At 46.9% G+C, this 24,755-nt stretch carries 21 protein-coding genes, 1 riboswitch and 1 other annotated feature; of the genes, 2 read left to right on the top strand and 19 right to left on the bottom strand.

Features of this window, described 5'->3' with window-relative positions; translation table 11 throughout:
* Positions 1-19: 19 nt before the first annotated feature.
* The 4 genes from metH to AF331_RS05740 are packed head-to-tail and all read right to left on the bottom strand — an operon-like array spanning position 20 to position 7,614.
* Positions 20-3,466: a methionine synthase gene (gene metH, locus AF331_RS05725; protein WP_053427169.1), complete on the bottom strand. Its 3,447-nt coding sequence runs from the start codon at positions 3,464-3,466 to the stop codon at positions 20-22.
* Positions 3,447-5,297, bottom strand: a complete 1,851-nt coding sequence (locus AF331_RS05730) for a bifunctional homocysteine S-methyltransferase/methylenetetrahydrofolate reductase (RefSeq protein WP_053427170.1) — start codon at positions 5,295-5,297, stop codon at positions 3,447-3,449. Before AF331_RS05730 ends, metH begins: the two co-directional genes overlap by 20 nt.
* Before the next feature lie 15 nt (positions 5,298-5,312).
* A complete protein-coding gene (gene metC / locus AF331_RS05735) occupies positions 5,313-6,500 on the bottom strand; it encodes a cystathionine beta-lyase (RefSeq protein WP_053427171.1) in 1,188 nt (395 codons plus the stop codon).
* Positions 6,493-7,614: a methionine biosynthesis PLP-dependent protein gene (locus AF331_RS05740; protein WP_053427172.1), complete on the bottom strand. Its 1,122-nt coding sequence runs from the start codon at positions 7,612-7,614 to the stop codon at positions 6,493-6,495. The genes metC and AF331_RS05740 overlap by 8 nt, the downstream gene beginning before the upstream one ends.
* Positions 7,615-7,689: 75 nt before the next feature.
* A riboswitch (SAM riboswitch) is annotated at positions 7,690-7,798 on the bottom strand.
* 246 nt (positions 7,799-8,044) lie between these two features.
* On the opposite strand from AF331_RS05740, the gene AF331_RS05745 reads away from it, so the two are divergent.
* A complete protein-coding gene (locus AF331_RS05745; protein WP_053427173.1) occupies positions 8,045-9,178 on the top strand; it encodes an alcohol dehydrogenase catalytic domain-containing protein in 1,134 nt (377 codons plus the stop codon).
* Between the two features lie 90 nt (positions 9,179-9,268).
* Here the strand turns inward: AF331_RS05745 and AF331_RS05750 are convergent, their stop codons facing one another.
* The 13 genes from AF331_RS05750 to AF331_RS05810 all read right to left on the bottom strand — a co-directional run bounded on the left by AF331_RS05750 (position 9,269) and on the right by AF331_RS05810 (position 22,990).
* Entirely contained in the window at positions 9,269-10,264 is a 996-nt protein-coding gene (locus tag AF331_RS05750; protein WP_053427174.1) for a tryptophan--tRNA ligase, read from the bottom strand.
* A gap of 87 nt (positions 10,265-10,351) precedes the next feature.
* Positions 10,352-10,573 (bottom strand) — a binding site (T-box leader).
* Between the two features lie 55 nt (positions 10,574-10,628).
* Positions 10,629-11,255: a metal-dependent hydrolase gene (locus AF331_RS05755; RefSeq protein ID WP_053427175.1), complete on the bottom strand. Its 627-nt coding sequence runs from the start codon at positions 11,253-11,255 to the stop codon at positions 10,629-10,631.
* A gap of 35 nt (positions 11,256-11,290) precedes the next feature.
* Positions 11,291-11,917 (bottom strand): NUDIX hydrolase, encoded by a 627-nt coding sequence (locus tag AF331_RS05760; protein WP_053427176.1) that lies wholly within the window; start codon positions 11,915-11,917, stop codon positions 11,291-11,293.
* Positions 11,883-12,326 (bottom strand): hypothetical protein, encoded by a 444-nt coding sequence (locus tag AF331_RS05765; protein WP_053427177.1) that lies wholly within the window; start codon positions 12,324-12,326, stop codon positions 11,883-11,885. The genes AF331_RS05760 and AF331_RS05765 overlap by 35 nt, the downstream gene beginning before the upstream one ends.
* A 96-nt stretch (positions 12,327-12,422) precedes the next feature.
* A complete protein-coding gene (locus AF331_RS05770; RefSeq protein WP_053427178.1) occupies positions 12,423-13,628 on the bottom strand; it encodes a phospholipase D-like domain-containing protein in 1,206 nt (401 codons plus the stop codon).
* A gap of 74 nt (positions 13,629-13,702) precedes the next feature.
* Positions 13,703-14,254, bottom strand: coding sequence for a VanZ family protein (locus AF331_RS05775; protein WP_082346767.1), 552 nt, complete (start codon positions 14,252-14,254; stop codon positions 13,703-13,705).
* 571 nt (positions 14,255-14,825) lie between these two features.
* Entirely contained in the window at positions 14,826-15,425 is a 600-nt protein-coding gene (locus AF331_RS05780; protein ID WP_053427180.1) for an SCO family protein, read from the bottom strand.
* Positions 15,426-15,500: 75 nt separating this feature from the next.
* A complete protein-coding gene (locus AF331_RS05785) occupies positions 15,501-16,310 on the bottom strand; it encodes an acetate and sugar kinases/Hsc70/actin family protein (protein ID WP_053427181.1) in 810 nt (269 codons plus the stop codon).
* An 11-nt stretch (positions 16,311-16,321) separates the two neighbouring features.
* On the bottom strand, positions 16,322-19,453 hold the full coding sequence (locus AF331_RS05790) for an AAA family ATPase (protein WP_053427182.1): 3,132 nt from the start codon (positions 19,451-19,453) through the stop codon (positions 16,322-16,324).
* Positions 19,450-20,592: an exonuclease SbcCD subunit D gene (locus tag AF331_RS05795; RefSeq protein ID WP_053427183.1), complete on the bottom strand. Its 1,143-nt coding sequence runs from the start codon at positions 20,590-20,592 to the stop codon at positions 19,450-19,452. Before AF331_RS05795 ends, AF331_RS05790 begins: the two co-directional genes overlap by 4 nt.
* 111 nt (positions 20,593-20,703) lie before the next feature.
* A complete protein-coding gene (locus AF331_RS05800) occupies positions 20,704-20,841 on the bottom strand; it encodes a YvrJ family protein (protein WP_048004508.1) in 138 nt (45 codons plus the stop codon).
* Between the two features lie 100 nt (positions 20,842-20,941).
* Positions 20,942-21,457 carry a hypothetical protein gene (locus AF331_RS05805; protein ID WP_053427184.1) on the bottom strand — a complete coding sequence of 172 codons (516 nt, stop codon included), beginning with the start codon at positions 21,455-21,457 and terminating at the stop codon, positions 20,942-20,944.
* Positions 21,458-21,676: 219 nt separating this feature from the next.
* Positions 21,677-22,990: an ATP-binding protein gene (locus AF331_RS05810; RefSeq protein WP_159642138.1), complete on the bottom strand. Its 1,314-nt coding sequence runs from the start codon at positions 22,988-22,990 to the stop codon at positions 21,677-21,679.
* Positions 22,991-23,216: 226 nt separating this feature from the next.
* Between AF331_RS05810 and AF331_RS05815 the strand changes: the two genes are divergently transcribed.
* Positions 23,217-23,642 carry a DUF2621 domain-containing protein gene (locus AF331_RS05815; RefSeq protein ID WP_053427186.1) on the top strand — a complete coding sequence of 142 codons (426 nt, stop codon included), beginning with the start codon at positions 23,217-23,219 and terminating at the stop codon, positions 23,640-23,642.
* Between the two features lie 139 nt (positions 23,643-23,781).
* On the opposite strand, the gene AF331_RS05820 is transcribed toward AF331_RS05815, so the two are convergent.
* Entirely contained in the window at positions 23,782-24,261 is a 480-nt protein-coding gene (locus tag AF331_RS05820) for a CcdC family protein (RefSeq protein ID WP_053427803.1), read from the bottom strand.
* A 94-nt stretch (positions 24,262-24,355) separates the two neighbouring features.
* Positions 24,356-24,715 (bottom strand): response regulator, encoded by a 360-nt coding sequence (locus AF331_RS05825; protein ID WP_053427804.1) that lies wholly within the window; start codon positions 24,713-24,715, stop codon positions 24,356-24,358.
* Positions 24,716-24,755: the final 40 nt, after the last annotated feature.

A 24,755-nucleotide genomic window follows, 5' to 3' on the forward strand; every position in this document is an offset into this window, starting at 1 on the left:
AGGATTTCCGTTGTTTTTTCTATAGGACATTAAAATATCGCGCTTCCGGATGGGCGAATACCATGGCAGTGACGGATGCTTCAGGTTCCATCATGCACCCATCGGTGAGGTGGATGCCGATGCGCTCGGGCTGAATCAGTTTGAAAAGCTTGCTCTGATCTTCCAGATCGGGACAAGCGGGATAACCAAAAGAAAATCTTTGCCCCTGATACTTTGTCCTGAATCGATCTTGCATGCTCATATCGACTGGGTCAGGGAACCCCCATCTGCTTCTCATCATTTCATGAACTCTTTCCGCCAGACCTTCAGCGGTTTCCAGTGCTAACGCTTGGAGTGCGTGGCTTTCCAGGAATCTTCCTTCCTCCTTTAGTTTTTTGGCCCACTGTCTGATTCCATATCCTGCTGTGACGGCAAAGAAGCCTACGTAGTCCATCTCTCCACTTTCAACCGGCCTCAAGTAATCTGAAAGGCAGAGATGCTGATTTCCTTTTTGTCTAGGGAAATGGAATGTTTCAATGATCTTCTGATGATCTTCGGGATCATAAATCAGAACGTCCTCCCCAGATGCCTGTGCCGGGAAGAACCGATAGAGAGCAGACGCTTGGATCAGTCCGTCCTCTTTCGCCTTTAAAAATAAATCATCAACCATCTTCTTAAGTCCGACCGTCCGCTCGTCTCCTTCAGCCAGGAGTCTTGTAATTTTCCCTTTAATTCCGAGATGGTGGCCGAGAAGCATCTGCTCATTGATATATGGACGGATATGATCAAGTGAAAATTCCCGTATAATATGATCGTTATAGTCTGACGGGATGAAGACATCGACGTCGGTTGATACCTCAGAACGGACCTTTACCGCGAGACCTCCGCCTTCCTCCTCTTTTATGGCAACCGGTTCAGTATGTGCAGCGAGGGCCAGTGACCGTTTTTGTTCCAGCTCTTTTCTTTTATCTACATCTTGAATACCATTCATGATGCTGAGACCATCCATGGCATCCTTGGCATATAACACCAGACCGGCATATTCTTTGGCAATTTTCGTAGAGGTGAATTTGCGGGTAAGAGCGGCCCCTCCTACGACAATGGGAACATCAATTCCCGTTTGCTTCATATCATGGGCAGTAATGACCATCTGCTGAGCAGATTTCACGAGGAGTCCCGATAAACCGACGATGTCGGGTTTTTCTTTTTTTATGACCTCAATGAGCTCCTGAGGCGCCACTTTGATTCCTAGGTCATGCACCTCATAGCCGTTGTTACTGAGGATGATGTCAACAAGATTCTTACCAATATCATGTACATCCCCTTTCACAGTGGCAAGGATGACCTTTCCTTTAGAAGATGAAGATTCGCTTTGCTCCATGTGGGGTTCAAGGAAGGCTACAGATGCTTTCATCACTTCTGCACTCTGCAGGACTTCTGCAACAATGAGTTGATTGTCGTTGAAGAGCCTTCCCACTTCACTCATTCCTGCCATCAAAGGGCCATTTATGATGGATAGGGGTGAGTCATATTTTTGTAGTGCTTCTTCCAGATCCGGCAAAAGTCCTTCTTTTGTGCCCTCCACTACATAGTGCCCCAGCCTCTCTTCAAGGGACATGGTATTGACGGGAACCTTCGATTCTTTCTTCTTCCCTCGGTAGAAGGCAGTGAATTCTGCAAGGTTGGCATCGGTGGTATCAAAAAGCAACCGTTCCGCCATCTTCACCTCTTCTTCGGGAATGGACGCAAATCGTTCGAGTTTTTCCGTATTGACGATGGCGTAGTCCAGTCCTGCCTTCGTACAATGATAAAGATAAACAGCATTCAGGACCTCTCTTCCCACCGGCGGGAGCCCGAAGGACACATTGCTCACACCGAGAATATGCGGACACTCGGGTAGCACCTCCTTGATCCTCCTGATCCCTTCAATCGTTGCCGAAGCCGAACCGATATACTGTTCGTCCCCTGTACCAACAGGGAATACGAGGGGATCGAATATGATATCTTCTGAACGGATACCGTATTTACCGGTCAAAAGCTTGTGTGAACGCTTTGCGATTTCCACCTTGCGCTCTGCACTGACGGCCATCCCTTCCTCATCAATGGTTCCCACCACTATGGCTGCTCCGTATTTTTTCACAAGGCCAGCCACCTTCTCAAAGCGCTCTTCCCCATCCTCAAGATTGACTGAATTGATGATCACCTTCCCTTGTATGAACCGGAGAGCACCCTCCATCACCTCTTCATCCGTTGAATCGATAACGAGGGGAACCTTCACTTTTTTAACAGCTTCCTGGATGAAGATGTTCATATCTTCAGCTTCATCACGGTCAGGGTCGGCAAGACAGATATCGATCACCTGCGCCCCATTCTTCACCTGTGCACGGGCAACCTCCGATGCTTCTTCGATCTTCCCTTCTGAAATCAACCTTTTGAATTTTCTTGATCCGATGACATTGGTTCTTTCCCCTACCAAGATGGGGCGATTATCGGGATCGTCGTAGATAAAGGGCTCGATGCCAGATACCGCGTGGGGATGAGCTTCTTCCGGTAGTCGCGGTGGCAGATCCTTCACTGCTTCACGAATGGCATGGATGTGTTCTGGTGTCGTACCGCAACAGCCTCCCACAAGATTCAACCAGCCTTTTTCTGCAAATCCTTTCATCTTGACGCTTAAAGAAGCAGGCGTTTCGTTGTAATGGCCTTCTTCATCCGGAAGCCCTGCGTTTGGGTAGCAGCTCACATACGAGGATGAAAGTCCCGAGAGCGTCCTCAGGTGATCGGTCATGAATTCTGGTCCCGTTGCGCAATTCAACCCCACTACAAGGGGATTCAAATGCTCAAGTGATAAGTAGAACGCTTCGATATTCTGACCGGCAAGCGTCGTGCCCATAGGCTCGATGGTTCCGGAAAGAAGGATTGGGATTTCTCTGCCTGCAGTGGAAAAGGCCTGTCTGATCCCTAAGTTTGCCGCCTTGACGTTCAGGGCGTCCTGACTCGTTTCGAGGAGAAGGACATCCACTCCACCAGCAAGTAGGCCTTCTGCCTGAACTTTGTAATCATCGGCCAGTTCATCGAATGTGATCCCGCCCGTTACAGATAACGTTTTCGTGGTTGGCCCCATCGCTCCAGCAACGAACCTTGGCCAATCTGGCGTGCTAAATGCATCTACTGCCTTCCTTGCAAGTTCTGCAGCCACACGGTTGATCTCATACGCTTTATGTCCGATCCCATATTCCTCCAAAACGACAGGGGTCCCTCCGAATGTATTGGTCTCTACGATATCCGCACCTGCACGCAAGTATTCAGAATGAATATGGGTGATAACGTCTGGAGCCGTCAACACCAAATGTTCATTACATCCGTCAAGATCTTCCCCACCGAAATCATCCGGAGAGAGATCTGCTTGCTGAAGCATCGTGCCCATCGCACCGTCAAGAATCATTATTTTCTTCTTGAGCTGTTGTTCAAACAATGTTGTGGTCATATGGTACTTCCCTCTTTTCCTTTTCAATCAAATTAGCATACCTGATCAACTCAATGCTCATATCATAGCGCATGAACGGAGTGATGATGTACAACCCGTTGAACAGTTCCATTGCCGTTTCCACTAATTCCTTTGCAATTTCCATGCCCACCGCCCTGGATTGTAGCGCATCTCCCTCTGCTTCTTTCATCAATTTCCGTGCTTCATCTGGCACCTTGATCCCCGGAACCTCATGGTGAAGGAACTCGGCATTGCGCGAACTGATTAGTGGCATGATTCCGATGAATAATGGCGCATGCAAATGACTGGTCGCTTCTGCAATTTGTACGAGGTGTTCACAGCTGAAAACCGGTTGTGAAATGAAATAGTCCGCTCCAGCGTGCTGTTTTTTCTCAAGACGCTTTACGGAAGCATCCAAATGCCTGAAGTTAGGATTGAAGGCCGCACCAACAGAAAAGTTCGTCCGTTGTCTCAGCGATTTACCAGAAAAAGATAATCCGTCATTATTTTGCTTGATGAGCTCGATCAGTTCGATGGAGGAAAGATCGTATACCGAGGCAGCACCTGGAAAATCACCGATCTTTGCGGGATCGCCTGTTATCGCCAGAATATTATGAATACCAAGGGTGTGCAGGCCCATCAAGTGGGATTGCAGGCCGATGAGATTACGATCACGGCAAGTGATATGCACAAGGGGATCAAGGCCAAATTTTTGTTGGACTAGGGTTCCCATTGCATCATTGCTGACCCTGGGGGAAGCAAGCGGATTATCCGCAAGGGTTATAGCATCGATTCCCTCTTCTTTTAGTGCTTTTGCTCCTTGGAAGAACAATCCGGTGTCGAGATGCTTCGGGGGATCCAGTTCAACAATGAGCGTTTTTTTCTCCTTTACCTTTCTATGGAGGAGGTTTTTTTGAATATGGGGATCTTTGAGCTTAATCAGCTCTTGCGTTTTCACCTTTTTTTCTTTCACCGGTTCCCTTGATATCAACCGTTCCTTTACAGCTTTTATATGGGCAGGTGTCGTTCCGCAACAGCCCCCGATGATTCTGGCACCCTGGAGGCGCAATTCATTGCTTATGTCTCCAAAGTAATCAGGCTCTGCCGCATAGTAGAAGCGCCCTTCCTCATAGTTTGGAAGACTTGCGTTCGGATAGACCGACAAAAAGGACGACTTGGGCAAAGGAACTCCCTCCAGGGACTTTACCATATGGAAAGGACCCATCCGGCAGTTGATCCCGACAATATCGGCACCGAGGAGTTCCAATTCCCCAAGGGCGTCCTTTATATCCATCCCGTTTTGCAATACTCCGGTTTCATGCATGGATACCTGTGCGATGACCGGCAGATCGGTTTCTTTCTTCACGATTTGCAAAACGGTTTTGAGCTCTTCAAAGTCGTAATAGGTTTCGAGGAGGATCCCATCGACCCCTTCAAGGAGCAAGCAGTATAGTTGTTCTCTAAAGCCCCTTTTCACTTCTTCAAGGCTGATATGCTGATTGATCGCCCGAATCCCCCCGATGGTCCCGAGGATATATGTTCCTTGCCCGGCTGCCTTTTTCGCCAGTCGTACGGCTGCTTCATTGATTTCTTTCACCTGATCTTGAAGGCCGTATCTGGAAAGTTTCGAATAATTCGCACCATACGTATTGGTCTGGATAATATCAGCGCCCGCCTCGATATATTGCTTATGCACATTGATGATTTCTTCGGGATGGGATAGATTCAATTCTTCAAAACATCGGTCAACCCCATACGAGTATAAAAGGGTTCCGACCGCACCATCCGCAATCAGTATTTTTTCAGATAGTGCATCCAATAGAGTGTTCATCCTGTTCACTCCCTCCTACAAGTTAATGATTCTTGATGGTTTAGTTAATTTTATGGCATCCAGTCCTTTGGAAAGATCCGCAATCAGTTCATAGACGTTTTCCAGTCCTACGGAAAGTCGGAGAAGACCGTCTGTAATCCCCCTTCTTTCCCTTTCTTCCCGCGGCATGGAGGCATGTGACATCCTTGATGGATAGGATAAAATCGACTCCACTGCCCCAAGGCTCACAGCAAATACAGGAATGTTGATATTATCGATGAGCTGCTTTACTTCCTCTGCTCCCTTTAGCCGGAAGGATAGCACCGCTCCCGGTCCTTCAGCCTGCCTTACTTGGATTTCATGACCTTGGTGATAAGTGAGGCCCGGATAAAATACATGCTCCACTTCTCCCCTTTTCTCAAGGAATCTGGCAATCTTGAAGGCTGATTCGGACGACTCTTTCAATCTCACATGAAGGGTCTTCATCCCGCGAAGCAACAGCCAGCAGTCCTGGACACCAAGGACTGCCCCAAAGGAATTCTGCAAAAATGCGAGCTTTTTGGCAATCTCTTCGTTTCCTGTCACGGCGAGTCCCGCCAGGACATCACTGTGACCGGCAAGGAATTTCGTCGCACTGTGGAGGACCACATCCACTCCGAGACTGAGGGGTCTTTGGAGGAGGGGCGTCATGAATGTATTATCAAGGAACGTCATACACCCATGGGCTTTGGCAAGCTTGACGACCCCTTCAATATCGGTGATATTGAGCAGCGGATTGGAGGGAGTCTCCATATAGATCACCTTTGTATTCGGGCGAATGGCGCAGGCGACTTCGTGAAGATCTTTCATGTCGACAAAAGAGTACTCGATCCCGAATTTGGTCAATACTTCCGTGATCATCCTATACGTGCCTCCGTACACCTCTTCAGATACCAGGACATGGTCTCCACCTGATAACAAAAGGAAGCTAGTAGAAATGGCAGCCATACCCGATGAAAAAGCAAACCCTCTTACACCGCCCTCAAGTTCCGCGATGGCTTCTTCGACTTTCTCACGAGTGGGATTACCCGAACGACTGTAATCATAGTTTCCATACTGATCAAAATCAGATTGGTGGAATGTGGTCGCATGATGAATCGGCGTACTGACGGCGCCGGTCTCTTTATCCACTCCGTTACTGTGGATGAGGGATGTCTGGATGCTGAACTCCTTTTTATCACTCATATAAAAACACCTCTTTCTCCAGATTCGTCAATACTTGCTCAAGGTCTTGAATGAGATCGTCTGCATTTTCGATACCCACTGAAAATCGTAGTAGCCGGTTGCATATTCCAAGAGAAATCCGTTCTTCTTCGGGAATATCCGCATGCGTCTGGGTAGCCGGGTACGTGATGAAACTCTCCACTCCCCCAAGACTTTCAGCGAATGTAATCAACTCCAGGCGCTCCAGGAACGGCCCGACCCACTCCTCTTTCCTCAAACGGAACGAAAGCATTCCGCCTTTCCCTGTATACAGGACATCAGTGATGGATGGGTGACTTTCAAGATACGAAGCAATCTGTTTTGCATTTGATTCGTGCTGTTTCATCCTCAAGCCAAGCGTCTTCATTCCTCTTATCAAGAGCCAACAGTCCAATGGTGCAAGAGTGGCACCGATAGAATTCTGAACCGTATAGATTCTGTCGGCCAGAGATTCTGAGTCGACCACCACTACACCGGCGAGGACATCGTTATGACCTCCAAGATACTTCGTTGCACTATGGACGACGATATGAGCACCCTCTTCAATCGGCCTCTGAATGACCGGGGTATAAAAGGTATTGTCCACAATGAGCAGGACATCATGTTTCCTTGCCACCCGGCTGATTTCCCGGATCGGTGCTTCATTCATCAGGGGATTCGTCGGAGTCTCTACGAATATCCCCTTCGTGGATGGCGTGACAGATGCTTCCACTTCTTCAATGCATGCTGTATCCACAAAGCGGAATTTCATCTTATACTGTGCTTCGTATTGTTTAAACAGCCTGTAGCTTCCTCCATAAAGATCTTTGGAAACGACCAGTTCGTCCCCGCTCTGAAATAGCGACAGAACGGCGTGGACCGCAGCCATGCCGGATGAGAAGGCATATGCTTTCTGCCCCCCTTCCAGTTGCGCAAGGATTTCTTCCAATGCACTTCTCGTTGGATTCCCCGTACGGGAATAATCGAAGCCCGTCGACTGCCCGATGCCCTTATGTTCATACGCTGTCGATAAGTGGATGGGGAGACTGACAGCACCTGTTCCTGCATCCTTTCTGTTCCCCGCCTGCACCAGTAATGTTTCAATATGTCGACTCATCGTGACCTCTCCTTTAATCCTATTTACATCAAAAAACCTTCTTATACGAATAAGAAGGTTTGAATGGTTAAGTCCCTCTTATCGCCCAAGCCTTTTTCAGCTTGCTGGAATTAGCACCATACCTTGTTCACGGCTGGTTGCTGAGGTGTCATCGGGCCAGTCCCTCTACCTCTCTTGATAAGAATTGCGTATTTAATTGTTTAATGGCTTTCCCATAATTTATACCAGTAAAGGGAAAATGTCAATGCGAATTGACGAATTTAAACCAAAACTCAGACTTCTTTCATGGTGATTGATGCGTTTTTCATCGCATTCACCTTTTTATGACGAAAGGGTGGGTGACGATGAAATGCAGTACTTAGGTTTAACTCATCACCATTACGTCTAAACAACTACAATAATCTTACAAAATATGAATGGAGTGACATCGATGAAAGCAGTAACGTTCCAAGGCAAAGAAAACATGACGGTGAAGGAAGTCGAGGCTCCTGATATCCAGGAAAGCACAGATATGATCGTAAGAATCACGGCAAGCGGAATTTGCGGATCGGACCTGCACTTATATAAGGCAGGAATCGAACCACCACGGGATTATGTGGTCGGTCACGAACCGATGGGAATCGTCGAGGAGGTGGGAGCAGACGTAAAGACATTGAAAAAAGGAGACCGTGTCGTGATCCCCTTCAATATCGGCTGCGGAGAATGCTTCTTCTGTCAGAACCAGATGGAAAGTCAATGTGATGAATCGAACCCCCATGGTGAAGTCGGCGGGCTTTTCGGCTTTACCGAAATGAACGGGAATTACCCTGGTGGACAAGCCGAATACCTGAGGGTTCCTTACGCAGATTTCACCTCGTTCAAAGTGCCCGAAGAAAGTGAACTTCCTGACGAGAGTGTGCTCTTCCTTTCAGATGTCATCCCAACTGCATATTGGAGCGTCGAGAATAGCGGTGTGAAGGCTGGTGATACCGTCATCATCCTCGGCAGTGGTCCAATCGGACTCATGGCTCAAAAATTCGCCAAGTTAAAAGGAGCAAAAAGAGTCATTGCCGTTGATCAGGTAAGGCATCGCCTTGATCATGCCAAGAAGACGAATGGAGCAGAAATCTATGACTTTTCGGGAAATCCGGATATCGGACAGTTGTTGCACGAAGATACGAATGGAGGAGCAGATGTCGTGATCGACTGCGTCGGGATGGACGGGACTGTTGCTTCCGGTGAATCATTCGGATCTGATTTTGATAATCAGTTCGGCACGATCCGTCCTATCATCACTGCTTCTCAGGCGGTGCGCAAGTTCGGTACTGTTCAGTTGACGGGCGTCTATGCGACTGAGGCAAATGGTTTTCCGATCGGTGACTTCTTCAGCAGGAACGTTTCCCTTAAAATGGGCCAGGCTCCAGTGATTCATCTGATGCCGAAGCTCTACAGCATGATTGAAGATGGAGCTTTTGACCCGACTGATATCATCACCCACTCGCTTCCTCTGGAAGAGGCAAGCGAAGGCTATAAAATCTTTGACGAGAAATCCGACGGGAACATCAAAGTAATTCTGAAGCCATAAAGAAGCCCGCCCATTAAATCGACCAAGCCCGGACCTCCTTATTACCAGGAAGTCCGGGCTTTTGATTTAAGCAATAGGCATGGGTTCGCATTAAAGAATCCCTATTTTTTTCTTGATTTCTGTCAGAAAAGGAGCGGTTGTCTCCCTTGCCCTTTGTGCTCCGCGGGCCAGTATCGCCTCCATCTTTTCAGGAGAGCCCATCAGTTCCATGTACCTTTCCCTCGGCCCGGTCATTTTTCCATTGATGGCGTGGAACAGTTCCGCTTTCGCCTCTCCCCAGCTGATTCCATCCCTGAACCGGTCTTTCATCACGCTGACCTCTTCTTGAGAGGCGAATTCCCTGTACAAAGCGAAAATCACAGATTGATCATGGTCCTTAGGGTCTGTCGGAAGCGAGGAATCGGTCTTGATCTTATTGATCAACTTCTTCAGTTTTGCGGGTTCTTCGAAAAGGGGAATGGTATTATTGTATGATTTGCTCATTTTCCTCCCATCCAAACCAGGTACTACAGCCGACTGCTCCTGGATGAAATGCTCAGGGAGTTTGAAGGTCCCTCCATACTGCTTGTTGAAGTATCCTGCAATATCGCGGGCAATTTCGATATGCTGTAGCTGATCTTTTCCCACAGGGACCTTGTCTGCCTGGAATAACAGAATATCGGATGCCATGAGGACAGGGTATGTGTAGACACCCATGTTCACGCCATGATCAACTTCCTGTCCAGCCCCCTTGTTGCCATCGGTCATGGCTTTATATGCATGTGCGCGGTTCATGAGTCCTTTTGGCGTGACACAGGAGAGGATCCATGTGAGTTCAAAGATCTCCGGTACGTCAGACTGTCTATAAAACGTTACCTTTTCAGGGTCAAGACCCAGTGCTAGCCACGCTGCCGCAATCCCCCTTGTAAGGTTTCTCATTTCTTCCGCATCCTGTACCTTGGTCATCCCGTGATAGTCGGCGATGAAGTAAGATGCCTGAAATTCCTCAGATTCCGCCAGCTTCAGTGCAGGCTTGATGGCACCAACGTAGTTCCCTAAATGAATTCTCCCTGTAGGTTTGATACCTGTTAACACCCTTTGTTTCATCTTAGTCCTTCCCCCCCTGTGATTGTCGCCTTCTCTAAATGCCGATGATATTTATTTCTTTATAAACAAAAAAGTCCCCCGTCCTCGGAAAAGGACGGGAGACCCGTGGTGCCACCTTCATTCATGCATCAAGCATGCGCTTATCGGCCAACGGTGACCATCTACCGTCGGACTCCCTTTTATCGGTGGGAAATCCGCCCATTCCGGGAAGCTCCAAAGTCCATTCAACGGCCATATGCACTGATTCACACCAACCATCAGCTCTCTGCGGCATCTGTTCCGTTTACTACTCTTTATCGACGCTCAACTATTGTTTTTATCATCATACAGAATCAGGTTCGACCAGTCAATCCTTTCCATCCTTTTAAATTTCTTTAGAAGAGAGGGGAAGAAAAAGTTTCACTCCCTTTTTATTGAATGGGAGAAACTTCATATCCCCGATGAGATGACTGATATAGCCGATCATGGCTGCCTGAAACAAACCATCCACCATCACAGCACCCTGAAAGGCAAGAGCCACGAAATAAAAATAGATGATCCCCAGGATGGAATGGGTATATGTCCGGTGTGAAACCAACGAGGCGATGATCACGTAGATCCCCATCAGCCACATCCATGATGTATCGAGCTGAAAACCGCAGGCCGCTATCCCAATGCCGGTGATGGTGAGCATCCTTCGTTGAGTGATGAATGTCGAGAAGATCAGGATGAGGACACCATACCCGATCCCCAGCCATCTTTCATTCCCCGTTCCTTCTAAGTAGCTGTATAGCATCACCAACAATGAAACCACCTGGACCGCAGACCTCACCATTTTGGAGGAGAAAGTCACTTTATTGCTGAGCTTGCCATTCACATCAAGATCCGGAATAAGCGCAGACACCCCTCCTGCAGCGACAAGCGAGGCAGTATCGACTGCATCCGCACCGTACGTTTGGGCAATGATGAATCCGACAGCCGCTCCCACTGTCATATGTGCCGTTCCATTCAAGTCATTTCCCTCTTTCGCTATAAAAATATGTAGGATTACTCTCTTAATCTATCACGTATGCGATCAATCACCTGAAGCATGTAAGTTGATTCGTGTGGAACAAATGCTTCCCACGCTACCTTTGAACTGATATATTCCTTCTTCCCTTTTTGAATCCTGAATCCGTCCACTGGGATGGAGTCCTTCCCACCTTTGATAAGACTCTCCACATCATCAAGACCGGCAGCAAATATCCCGGCCACTTCCTCTTCTTGAAGATGAAATGCTTCAAATGGGATATGCTGTTCAAGAAGGAAAACATTCGACCATTCCCTATCGATCAGTGGCCCATCGATCAATTCCTCCTTCAACGCTCCCAGAGGGTGAAGATCTTCAAATGTAAGCGCAAGCCCAAGCTCCTCATAGACTTCCCTGATACCATCCGAAACGGCCTCATGGTCCAAGAGATGCCCGGCTGCGGTTATATCCAGCAGACCTGGAAAGTCCCTCTTTCCCATGCTTCTCAGTTGAAAATAAACCATGTCCCTTCCCTGATCCCGGAAGGCAATCCAACAGTGAAACGTCTCATGCCAATATCCTTTTGAGTGGATCTCTTCACGATCAGCCCTTCCGATACGTTCGTATCGATCATTGAATATGGAGAGTATCTCCTTCTCTTTCATACTGTACCCCTTCCCTTATCGCTTCTAAGTAGGATTTGAGTTGTATCGGCCTTTCTAGAAAAACATCCGCCCCATCCTCTGAAGACAGATCCCCGATACAGATGGTCATACAGCCCATCTCTGAGAGTTTTGATCCAGTTCCTCCAACAAGGATTCCGGTGGAAGAGTCAATCAATTCTGAGGGAAGAGGTGCACCCCTATCATAAAAACCACTTACATATTCCAGCAAGCCAAGTTCACGAAAATACTCCTTCGCCTGTTCCATCATTGGACAGTTCACGGCCAATATCCTATACCCGCTCGCGGAAAGATAGTGAATAAGCTCTGGCGCTTCTTCTTTCCACACCTCTTTCATGTCGTCCTCTCTCATAAATGTTTCATTCATATCAAATATCACTGCCGAGTCCATTCATATTCTCCTTTTGTTGCGTTTCAATCTTCTTTCTGCTCCCGACAACTGATCACGGGCAGAAAAAACCATTTATACATTGTAACACATTCCCTTCTAAAAGTAGCGAAAAACCCACTTTGGTGTGTACTGAAGACCTTTTTGCCACAGGGGAATTCTTTCAAAATCCTTGAATGACAGCCGGCGGCCATCCTCCATATCCTTCAGAACCAGCTGTTCGAGTTCTGTTGCCTTCTTCCCTTTGATTATACAGTTGCTTTCGTCATTCAGGAACAAGCTTCGCGGGTCCCAATTTGCCGTTCCAAGGTCTGCCCACTGATGGTCGATGATCATGACCTTCCCGTGAAAGAAGCCTTTCTCATACAGATATACACTTGCTCCTGCCTCCAGGAGCTCTTTTTCAATTTTATAACCTGGTGGCTTCGTGAACCAGGCATCCGTATCATCCGGGACGAGGATGCGCACATCCACTCCCCTCGAAATGGCACGTTTCAGAGAGTGCATGAGGGAATCCGTCGGAATGAAATAGGGAGTGGCGACAATCAGGCTTTCCTCTGCGTCATCAATCCAATCAATCATCCGTCCTTCCAGATCCCCGCCTGTACTGAACAGCAGCGAATATTGCGAATCCCCGGAGCGTATGGTCGATTTCCCTTCTGTTAGCTGCTTTGCCTTCCCGCCATCTTCTTTCCAGTCACGATCAAATTGAAGGGAGGCTTCCCTGGCCACACCACCTTCGATCCGAAGATGATAATCCCTCCAGTAGCCAAGGTCGGGGTCTTTCCCAATATACTCTTTACCCAAATTAAATCCACCTATATAGGTGATGGCATCATCAATGACGATAATGCGCCTATGGTTCCGGTGATGCAGCCGATAAAATACATGTTCCGGTTTGACGGATCGACTTTTGAGGAATTTCACGCCGCTTGCTTTCAACCCTTCGATCGTCCTGCCTTTCATATCTGATCCGATCGCGTCAACCGATAACCGAATATCGACTCCTTCCTCTGCCTTTCTTTGTAGCAAAGAAAAGAAGGGGCGGGTCACTTCATCATCCCGTATGATGAAGAAATGAATGCTCACGGATTGACTGGCGTTCTCGACATCTGCTGTCAAGGAAGAGTAAAATGATTTTCCGTCATTCAAAATGGAAGCCTTACCATTATAAAAGGACGTCTGGACCGGTGGATGATTTTGTTCATATTCTGCCGCTCCTTTTTTCACATCCACATTCATCAGCCAGAGTAAATACGATAGGAACAGGCATAGGCTAAGGATCCAAATCATCCATTTTTTCATTTTATCCCTCCTCCTTTTTCCTATAGCTTTTGTCTTAAGGAGGGACGTGATACATAAGAAAGGAAGGCCGTTGTCTACGGCCTTCCCCTTCTCCAGTTGTTCTTTATTATTCTATATAGGCTCTGGCCGACCTGAAACAAGAGGACCCCCACCAAGGCACCCAGGGTGTTCATCATCCAATCATCGATATCTGTCGCCCTTCCGAGAGGGAATACATACTGACATCCTTCAATGATCAAGGACAGAAGTGCTCCAGCACCCGTCACTTTCCACCACAATGCCTTTTTCCGCTTCATCCACCAGGCTGCGAAAAAACCGAATGGGACGAACAAAAGGACGTTTGCCAACAGATTCCGAATTGGTACTTCAATGTGAGGCCCATGGAGATTCAACCTCAAATTTGAAAATGGATCAAAATTGGTTTGTCCTTCCGATATATTCGGTCCATCCAGAGGGGTCAATGTCAGGAGGCAGACGGCACCGATTGAAAGAATCGTGAACACTTTCGGAAGAAGATCCCGCTTTCGGGATCGGCCTTGATTCGTGATGATGATCATGATCAAGGCGGTGGCGGCCGTAAGCAAGATCGGCACCGACCAGCCGAAGGAACGCCAAAGCTCCATCATATTACTCCATCACCATCCTCACTTCTTCTGCCTGAAGCGAAAAAGGAACACTCCGGCCATGATGAGAAAACATAGTACAAATAAGATCCCTTTTATGACCTCACCATTCAAAAAAGCATTCAATCCCCAAAGAAGAATAAAGAATGTTATAAGACAATCCACAATAAATATACCCTTATTCCTCATGTTCCTTCACCTGCGCTTTTCAAACTATCTTCATTACTCTATCATACCGAAACCGCAATCGGCCACTTTTACCACGTCATCCACTATCCAGTCTATGTCAGTCCACACCATGATAGAAATCTCTTTCATGAGACAGAACTAAAAAGGTATCACTTAATGACGGACAGGATCCGTATAGGTACTTCCTATCGCTGATGTTTTCCGTGCAGGACTTGGCTTTCAGCGGGCAGCTCGTTAACCTCCTAACATAAATCTTGCACATCGATCGAGCGACAGGAACGAAGACATAGCATATTAAAAACCCGACCTGTTCTGCCTTTTCTCAGGCGCATCCAGTTCGGGTTTTACTATGTCTACTATGCATTTGTCTCGGCCTTTTTCAGGCTTATTTTTTCCCTTCTTTTATAAGGGCTTTCATATCTGAAACCATTTCATCGTATGGAACATCCGAATTCCCACTATAGGTTTTCACGACGGTCCCTTCTTGGTCAACCAGGTAGAAACTGGTCCCATGTATCTTTTGATCGGAATCTGATACATTGGCCACGACCGATTTGAAGGATTTCTCGGCCAGATTTTTAATTTTGTCGAATTCATAGCCTGTAAGAAGATCCCATTTATCGGTATTTGCTTCAAAGTTGCCTATGTACTCCGATAATTTCTCGGGCGTATCATTCTCGGGATCAACGCTGAAGGATACGATGCGATAATCCTCTACCCCTTCATCTTTCAGTTCCTTTTGAAGCTTGGTGAGATTGAATGTCATCGGTGGACAGACCGTTTCACAATTGGTGAAGATAAAATCAGCAATCCACACTTTCCCCTTCAGATCATCCAAGGACACGGTATCACCCTTTTGATTGATGAATGAAAAATTCCCCACTTTATAATTGGTATCTGCTTGGAAACCGCTGTTGCTACAAGCTGACAGAAGGATCATGATAAATCCGATCACCGATAAAAACGCTTTCCTTTTCAAAACCATACCCCCTCTGATTCTGTTCTCCACGTTCTATGTTAGTAAAGAATGGGTACAAATACAATCACCCCCAGCCGATTATCATTGACCATTTTGTGAATTCAAGCCCTTCATATAGGCTCCAATGGCCCCTGCATATCCCCCGTTATCAGGGAAAACAGGCTCATACCCCAACCATGCCCTGAAACTTCCCAAATCTGCTTGAAGCGCTGCATTTCCCTCCACACCATTTCCGACAAACACAAGCACGGGCTTGGGCATATGGGTGGCAATACTCATTGATAAAAGGATCAAGGTTTCCGCCATCATATTCGTTAACGATCTCAGTCGATCTCCCGGGCTTTCAGTGGAAGAAGGGGATTTCCCGAAATTTGCCGCCGTCAAATGCGGTGCGATGCCCACCTCTTCTTCCCTGTATATATCCCCGACGAGAAGGTCGGCGTTCTGCCGTGTCCCTCCTCCGGCAAGTCTCGCCAGTTCCTGAAAGTCGGTCACCCCTGTTAACCTCGTGCCTAACCCCATGAACATCCCACCGCCGATTCCACTGCCTAACATCCGTTCATACTCGCCTTTTTTCACTTGGAAGAAGGATGTCCCTGTTCCGATATTCACCAATATGAACTCGTCCAGGGATTTCCCTTGGAGTTTCATCAGCTCCCGGGTTCCCTGTGTGACGGCATCAAATTCATGAAGAGGGACGCTTTCCGCTTCCCTCCACAAGTCTGCCCTTCCACCGGTCACCACCACTGAATCAGTGGCACCAAGCTTAAGGAAATTCCGGATGAAAAGATGATCATACGTAGGGAATTTTTTGTAGTGCATTCTTCCATCCTCTTCATATACGAGCTTGGTCAACGTACTGCCTGCATCTACACCGATCACCCGCCTCATCATACATCCTCCTATCCTGAAATCCTGAATTCTGTGTGGCTCCCATTCTGGGAAGAAATGACCTCAAGTCTTGCATCGATGCGTTCCTTCAATTCAGGAACGTGTGAAATGATCCCGACGAGTCTTCCGCTGCTTTGAATATCCATTAGAGCTTCAATGGCATGATCAAGTGATTCAGGGTCCAGGGTACCGAATCCTTCATCTATGAACATGGTCTCAAGGGACACTCCCCCGGCATGCTGTTGAACGATATCGGCAAGCCCCAACGCCAGTGCGAGGGACGCTTTGAAGCTCTCTCCACCAGATAAGGTCTTCACATGCCTCTCCTGTCCTGTGAACTGGTCGAATACGAGCAGTTCCAGCCCGCTCTGCACGTTCCCCTTACTTCTGTCATTTTTCCTGATCAACTCATATCTGCCCGAAGTCATCTTCCTCAGTCGGTCATTTGCCACCAATAAGATATCTTCAAGGAAGGAAGCGAGTACATACCGTTCAAACGTAATACGATTCGTGTTCTGTCCACGGGCGATTTCCGCCAGGTGACCCACGGTAAGATATTGTGCCTCGAGTTCCTTGATTCCTGCATTGATGTCATTGACCCGGTGAAAGATTCCTTCATTCTGGGATATATCGGTCTGCATGCGATTAAGTTCTTGATTGGCCGTTTTCCATTCTTCGGTACAGAAGATGAGGCTTTGATTCAAGGACTCGAGGTCAGGCCGTTCCCTCCCATCAAGATGCTTCATGAGGTCAGACAGACGATCATGGACCGACCGCATTTCTTCTCCGTGCTTTCTCACCTGATCAGTAAGATGAAGGATTTGTTCTTCGTTTCTTTTGGCTTCTATATATGCACCATAGTCCTTGAAGCCCTGCTTATCCAACATATCTTTGAAATGTTGCCTTTCTTCCTTCATTTCTTCCTGCAAGGAAGTGAGCAATTGTTGTTTATCCGAGATCTGCCCCTGTTTAATCTGTTCTTCGTTTTGAAGTTTGTTAAAGGCTTCTTGGGCCTGCTCATGAGCGCGTTGCAGCTCTTCTTTTTGTTTTTTGGCTTTGGATAGTTCGGTCCTGAATGCATCAGGGGAGCGAAGATTCTCCGGTATAGAGGAGGTGATCTCCACCAGTTTCGCATGAGAGGAAACATACGCAGATTTTGCGTTTTCCAGTTGATTCTCAGCGTCTATGATCACCTCTTGGAGTTCTTCAAGCTTCCCTCTCTCATGTTTCACTTCCTCTTTAAGGACCCTCACCCTCTCTTCACGTGATTTCAAGTGGTTCAGTTTTAAGCTGAGGTGCTGGATTTCTTCACGATTCTCCTGTGATTTCACTTGGATTTCATCCCGCTCAAATGGACCCATCCGCTCTTTCAAGCGCTCAGACCTGTCCCGGCACTGATCCTGGATTCCTTGTAGCCTGCCTTCTTCCCGGCCGATTTCGATGGAGATCTTCCCTTTCACTTCCTCGAGGGCTTCCTTTGCTTCCCTTGCTGCCTCCAACTCCGATTCTGAAGGTAATTCTGATTGACCTTTTGCAGGTTCTGGGTGGTGAAGGGACCCGCAGACCGGACAGGGCTGGTTCGTTTCCAGCAGAGCCGAGAGCCGGTCTGCATGAGCGGAATTGCGTTTGTCCTCAAGATATAGGAAGGTGGACCGTGCATCGGACAAACGGGCATCGTTCGAAGCCTGGTCCCTCCTGAGTGCCCTGACTGAATTCGATAGTGCTTCTTCTTTTTGAAAAAGGCTGGACAACTCTTCTAAGAGGTCCTGCTTTTCCTTCTTCTCACGAATAGTCTCTTCGACACCATGAATCTCTTTAAACAGTTCATCCTCCTTTTCAAGCTCAGCCTCCCGTTCTTTCATCCCTTCCCTGACACCGTCGGCCTGTTTTTTTGTGGTATGGACATTGTAAAGGAACTGATCCTGTTCTTGCTTCAACTTGGCTGTGTTCCTTTGAAGATCATCGATGGATTGGACCTGTTTTTCCATTCCTTCAAGCTCCAGCACATAACGTGCCACCCGATCACGCTCTTCCTGTCTTTTTGCCTCTTCTTCAAAATACGCTTTGGCCTTTACGAGACGGGCATCAATTTGTTTCTTCGTGTCCGTAAGCTGCTGGAGTATGTCTTCTTCCGCTTTCAGCTTTTTGTTCAGTTTTTTACAGTAATCATCCTGCTGTACCAGGAGAGCCGCATAGTTGGCCAGTTTGATTTCCCTTTCCAACTGCTCTATACGGGGTTTATCCCCTTCCAGTTCTCCTTTCTTCCGGAGGAGGGTTTCTTTTAAATTGAACTGCTCGACCAGTGACTTGGCCTCGGCAAGTTCCCGTTGGAGGGCATCCCTTTTTTCTTGAATTTTCACCAGTTTCACTTCGATCTTACCCTTTGACTCGTTCAATGAATCGATGTGGGGAGGGAGTAGCTCCATAATGGCCTGATCCTTCAGGGGATCGGAGAGGAGCAGTTCTCGCATGCTTTCATTGTCAACAAAACGAATGTTCAAAAGCTCCCGGGTGCGATCCTCGACGGAGGACGATACCCGATTCTTGAGGAGGTCGGCTTCTTCCTTCAGTTGTTCTTGGACGGCTCTGTACAATTCAGTATGGAAAAGCCTTTGAAGAATGATTTCTTTATCCTTACTATCCGAAGTGAGAAGCTTCCTGAATTCTCCCTGGGGAATCATAAGGATTTGACGGAACTGGTTGGCATCGAGTTGAATCATACTGCGGATCTTTTCATCTACCTCACGCACATTTGCTGCAAGCAGCTCATCACCATCGCCACCGAGTCGATAAAGCTCGGAGCGTGCATTCATGGTCGTGAATCCTTCTCCTCTTGCCTTCTTTTTCTCTTGCTGGGGGGAACGCCATATTCTATAGGTTTCTCCACGCAAGGTGAATAGAAGCTCCACTTCCGTCAACTCTTCTTCCTTGGCAAATTGACTTCTCAGATCAACGGGACTGCGGTCTTCCCCACTTGCTTTTCCGTATATGGCATATGAAATCCCATCGAAGATCGTCGTCTTTCCAGCACCCGTCTTACCGGAGATGACAAACATCGTCCGATTCTCCAGTTCCCTGAAGTCGATGACTTCCCTGGATGCATAGGGACCGAAAGCCTGCATGGTCAGCTGTAATGGCTTCATCGTGATTCAACCTCCTTTGTGGCTTTCTCCAGGACCTTTTGGATGAGGACTTCTTTTTCATGAGTGAATTCACTGCTGGTCATTTCGTTATAAAAGTCTTTGAACAGGTCGATACCCGATGTCTGTTTATGCTGCTGTAGACGTACGAGCTGCTTCTTTTTTTCGTCTTTACGTTCAATCTTCCGTTCCAGATGAAGGACATTTGGATATACTTGACGCAATTTATTGATGGGGTCGATCAGGGCTCCCTGGTCTCTCAGGGTTATTTTGAGGTAATCCCCCACTTCCTGTTCTGTATAAAAAGCAGGATCGAGGAGCTCATCCAGATACCCTTCCAGTTCCCTCATATCATTACGGGGTTTAAGGATCTTCTCTTTCAGTTGAAATTCCCCATCATGGTCCATCTCAACAATGGTGACGCATTTTCTTTGGGCCGCTTCGGAAAATGAATATTTCATCAAAGATCCCGAATAGCGGATTTTATCATGCTTAATGGCGTCAGGACTGTGAAGATGCCCCAGGGCCGTGTAATCGAAGGCATCAAATAATTCAGCCCCGACACACCCTGAACCTCCCACTGACAATATTCTTTCTGAATCAGTGGTTTGGCCGCCAAGTACAAAAGCATGTCCGACCAGTACATTGGGTCCATCCCCCAGATTTTCTTTGATGCGCGATACGATCGCTTCCATGGCCGTATGATGAGAAGTGATACGTTCATCCTTGAGTCGATGTTTGACCGTACCAGGCTCACAGTAAGGTACACAGTGGAAATTCACCCCGTTGATCGTCACAGGGGTGAAATCGTCCGTCAGCTTCCCCTTCAAGTGAAAACCGCTATGTTTATACCACGAAGAACCGAATGACAGCCTTTCTGCACTATCGTGGTTACCTGAAATGGCCACAATGGGGGTATTCAGATCCACATTGATTTTGTATAAGGTTTCATCCAGCAGCTCGACTGCTTCTGTCGGAGGGACACTGCGGTCATATAAATCACCGGCGATGACGACGGCATCCGGTTTCTCCTCCTCTACAAGCTCAACGAACCTGTCCAGGACGTAGCGCTGTTCTTCTGTCATATAGATACCGTGTACAAGCTTGCCCAGATGCCAGTCGGCAGTATGTATGAACTTCACATGATCTCTTCCTTTCTCGTAATCTGTTACCTCAAATTATATCAGACAGGACAAGTCCCTGTCCCACTATCAGCCGGAGGCCATAACAAAAAGGGGGTCACTCCCCCCTTTTCAATCCTTCATCCGGTCGGGCAGCGTCTGCAACGAGGTAATGACAGCATCTAGCTTGGTTTCGATCCGATACAGCAGATACATGGTTACGACGATGGGAAAGCCGACTTCCGATATGAATGAAATGAACGCATCCATCTTGAGCACCTCCTTTCCTTTACTATAGGAAGCTTTGCAGATTGAAGGTACCCTTGAAACAAAAAAAAGGACCTTCCTGTAATAGGAGGTCCCTTCTGTATTAACCGTTAAGATCTGTTGCAAGACTTGGGCTTGATAGTCCTTCATCTTCAAGGATCTTGGAGATTTGAGATTCTGCTTCCGTGAATTTCTTATCGGCTTCTTCTGTATTGGCATCATCTTTCGCCAATTCTTCCGACTTCATTTTGTAGGATTCAGCTAGGGTAGATTGGAATTTCTCCAAGTCTGCCTTCTGGTCTTCAAGTTCTTTCGGTATGTCCATACCTTCTACTGCTGTGGCTGTTTCTGAAGCAGATGCAGCAGCAGCGTCTTGAAGGGTTTTGAGCTCATCGCCTTTAGGTGGCTCTTCGCCTGCAATCGCACCCTCATAGGCGTTTAAATCTCCATCCACACCATTTACAGTTGTGGTAAGGTTCAAGTAGTAATCCATTAGATCGCCTTTAGCGTCTGCTTTTTCTTCTGATTTGTTTGTGCTTTCCTTTTTGTCTTCATCGGCATTGGAACAACCGACAAGTGCAAGTGAAAGTCCCAATCCTGCAATCAACCATTTTTTCATGTTTGTTTCCCCTCTCGTACATTCATATGTAAGGTGTTACACTCTGTTCTTCAAATGCCTGAACCTGCACTGGAACATTGTGTAAACTCCACAAAATGTATAGTATCATGGGGCCAGAGCTGAAGTAAAGGAATATTTCCTAATTTCTCCAAAGTTATAATTTTAAGAATATTCAATTCATACCAAGTGTTAAGAGTGACCTTTTTCCTGTGCTTATTTTCACCGCACAGATGCCTGAGCATCAGCTTTTTCACGTTTTTTTCGAGTGGGAGGGCCAGCAGATTCAAAGGATAGGAAAAATTTCGTTCCTTCTCCCGGTTCACTGTTCACCCTGACATCTGCCCGGTGATCCCTCAAGATCCTGAGGCAGATCGTCAAACCCAGCCCAGTCCCCTTCGTTTTGGTTGTGAAAAAAGGTTCCCCGAGCTTATCAAGGATATCCCGCTTCATCCCCACACCCTGGTCTTCAAACGTCAATACGACCTTATTGTGTTTGTTAAGCAGACCTTTAAGCGTGATGGTCCCTCCCCTGGGCATGGATTCAATCCCGTTTTTTATCAGGTTGATGAACACTTGCTTCAACTGGTTTTCATCCCCTTTGATAAAGAGATCGTCAGGTGAAAATTCCGTCCGGATATCGATGTTATAGAGGATGGCATTGGTGTTCAACAGCTTCTGCACATGCACAAGCGTTTCTTTGACATCAATATGGCGATATGAAACGGTCTGGGGCTTTGCGAGGATCAATAACTCACTCAGGACCAATTCGATTCGCTTGATTTCCGAAAAGATGATTTCAAGATAATCCTTCGTCTTTTCATCTGCATCATCCCTGATAAGCTGTAGAAACCCGTTAATTGAAGTAAGGGGATTCCTCACTTCGTGGGCGATGCCCGCAGCAAGCTGACCGGCTACTGAAAGCTTTTGCGATTCAATCGCCAGTGTTTCATTCAGCTCCTTCAGCTCTTCTTCCGTATGGATGCGATCTGTCACGTCGGAAATCGTTCCCACCGTCCCCACAAGTCTGCCTGCCTGATCATAGTTCAGCTTGATGTTCATTTCTCCCCAGCGTTGTGTTCCATCGCGCTTCTGATAGGAAAAATCCATTTTGAATTTTGGTTTGCCCTGATCGATATGCTGTCTGATCATACGCAACACTTCATGTCTCTCATGCAAAGAAATAAAGTGAAGGGCATTTTTCTGAAGGCTTTCTTTCACCGAATATCCGCTGAATTCCGCCCAGGATCGGTTTAGAAATTGAAAGCACCCCTTGGCGTCTGTATGAAAAACAACTTCTTCAATGCTTTGAAGCACATGCTGCATCTCTTCATTGATGATCTTCATCTCATCTTTACTATCTTTATAGGATGCTATTTTCTCTGATTTCTTATCCAGATAACCGCCCGCCCAATACAAGACGATTAATAGGATGCATGAGGACATGATATTTAACACCGCATCCATCTGCAGATTCATCTCGGTGTAGTAAACAATATCCCATATAAGAATGAAGATGATTCCGATCAACGTCATTGATACCCTTCCCCGATACCTCATCACAGAACGACTCCTTCTCCTAACACTTCGAAAAATTAAAAAATGTCATTACTAGAAAGAATTTACATGAACGCTATCATCAGTATATCATTTCTTATTGAGAACATCATACAATTCGTCGAATTTTGCGCATCATCTTGTCACATTTCACCAGCTTGATTATAATAATGTAAGGGAATACACGAAATGTTGAGGTGATCACGTGCTTGAAGGATGGTTTCTCTACTTTATTTTGTTTTGGGTCGTATTTCTCACAGCCTCATTTGCCATCGGGGGATTTTTCATGTTCAGAAAATTCCTTAAACGTTTTCCTAAGGAAGATGGAAAGTCGGATATGGACTGGGAAGAGCATTATGTGAATGAAACGATTCATCTATGGAATGATGATGGGAAGAAAATGCTCAATGAACTCGTCACTCCGGTACCTGAGTTGTTCCGCGATGTGGCGAAGCATAAAATAGCAGGCAAGATCGGGGAATTAGCCGTTTCAGAACATGCAGAAGATATATCGGAGGATCTGATCATCAAGGGATATATTATGGCGACACCGAAAAGGGATCATAAATTCCTTCTGAAGAAACTGGATGAAATGGAAATCGATGCATCTCCATACAGGCATCTGTTTTGAATATGGGCCCGATCCTTCTACTACCGATTTTACTTTATTTGCTCATCCTCACTTCTGGTGGAATCTTCTTCTACCGGAAGATCAAGAAGGACAGGAAATGACAAAAAGGCTGTCGCATCTGATTGCGACAGCCTTTTTTTTAAATCGTTGAGAAGCTCTGGTGTTCCTGATGGATCTTCTTATATTGGATATACATGACTATGCGCCACGGCACGATCATTCCGAATGCGAGGATCCAGAACATACCGCTTAGTTCCCCATAGTCGATGGAGGTGCTCAATAAGACTTTCCCGACAATCCTGATAATCAGCAACCCGATTAAAATAAATGCGAATGCCTTTGACCGCTTAAGGTAAATATCATCATCCCTGATCTCAAATTTGGACGTTTTGATCAATAGGATGGAGAAAACCATTCCTACGAAAAGCGCCTCTATGATTTGAGGAGGATGGACCCTGAAGAAGGGGGATATGAACATAAGGGCCCCTGTACTCATGAACACCGGAGGCAATATGATTTTTTTTGCGCTTACTGGTTTCTTTTGGGCTTTCGTGCGGATAAAAATCACCATGAACCCCATAAGAATCGCTGCTATGGATGAAGCAATCACCATAACCATCATCATCCTTTATCTTCTACTTTCTAGCTTATCATCAGTATAACATGATTCTTCCATAAAACGAAAACACTTCAGCCGTATTTTATGTAAACCCTTACGAAAGTATGCGCCCTATTGCTTCCAAGACCCTGCTCTCTTCAAAGGGCTTGACGATGAAGTCTTTTGCCCCGGCCTCGATTGCGTCCATTACCACACGTTGTTGACCCATGGCAGAACACATGATGATCACAGCACCTGGATATTCATCAATGATCCGTTTCACTGCTTGAATCCCGTCCATCTCCGGCATTGTGACATCCATGGTGACAAGATCGGGTTGAAGATCCTTGAACTTCTCTACCGCCTCGAGTCCGTTCTCTGCTTCCCCCACCACGACATGTCCTCCGGAGCGTACCATATTCCCCAAGGTGACCCTCATGAACTTTGCATCGTCCACAATCAGAATGCCCGCCACGTTTCGCACCACCCTTCTTCCTTGTTCTATCTAAATGTGT

Origin of the sequence: Rossellomorea marisflavi (assembly GCF_001274775.1) — a bacterium.
GTDB lineage: Bacteria > Bacillota > Bacilli > Bacillales > Bacillaceae_B > Rossellomorea > Rossellomorea marisflavi.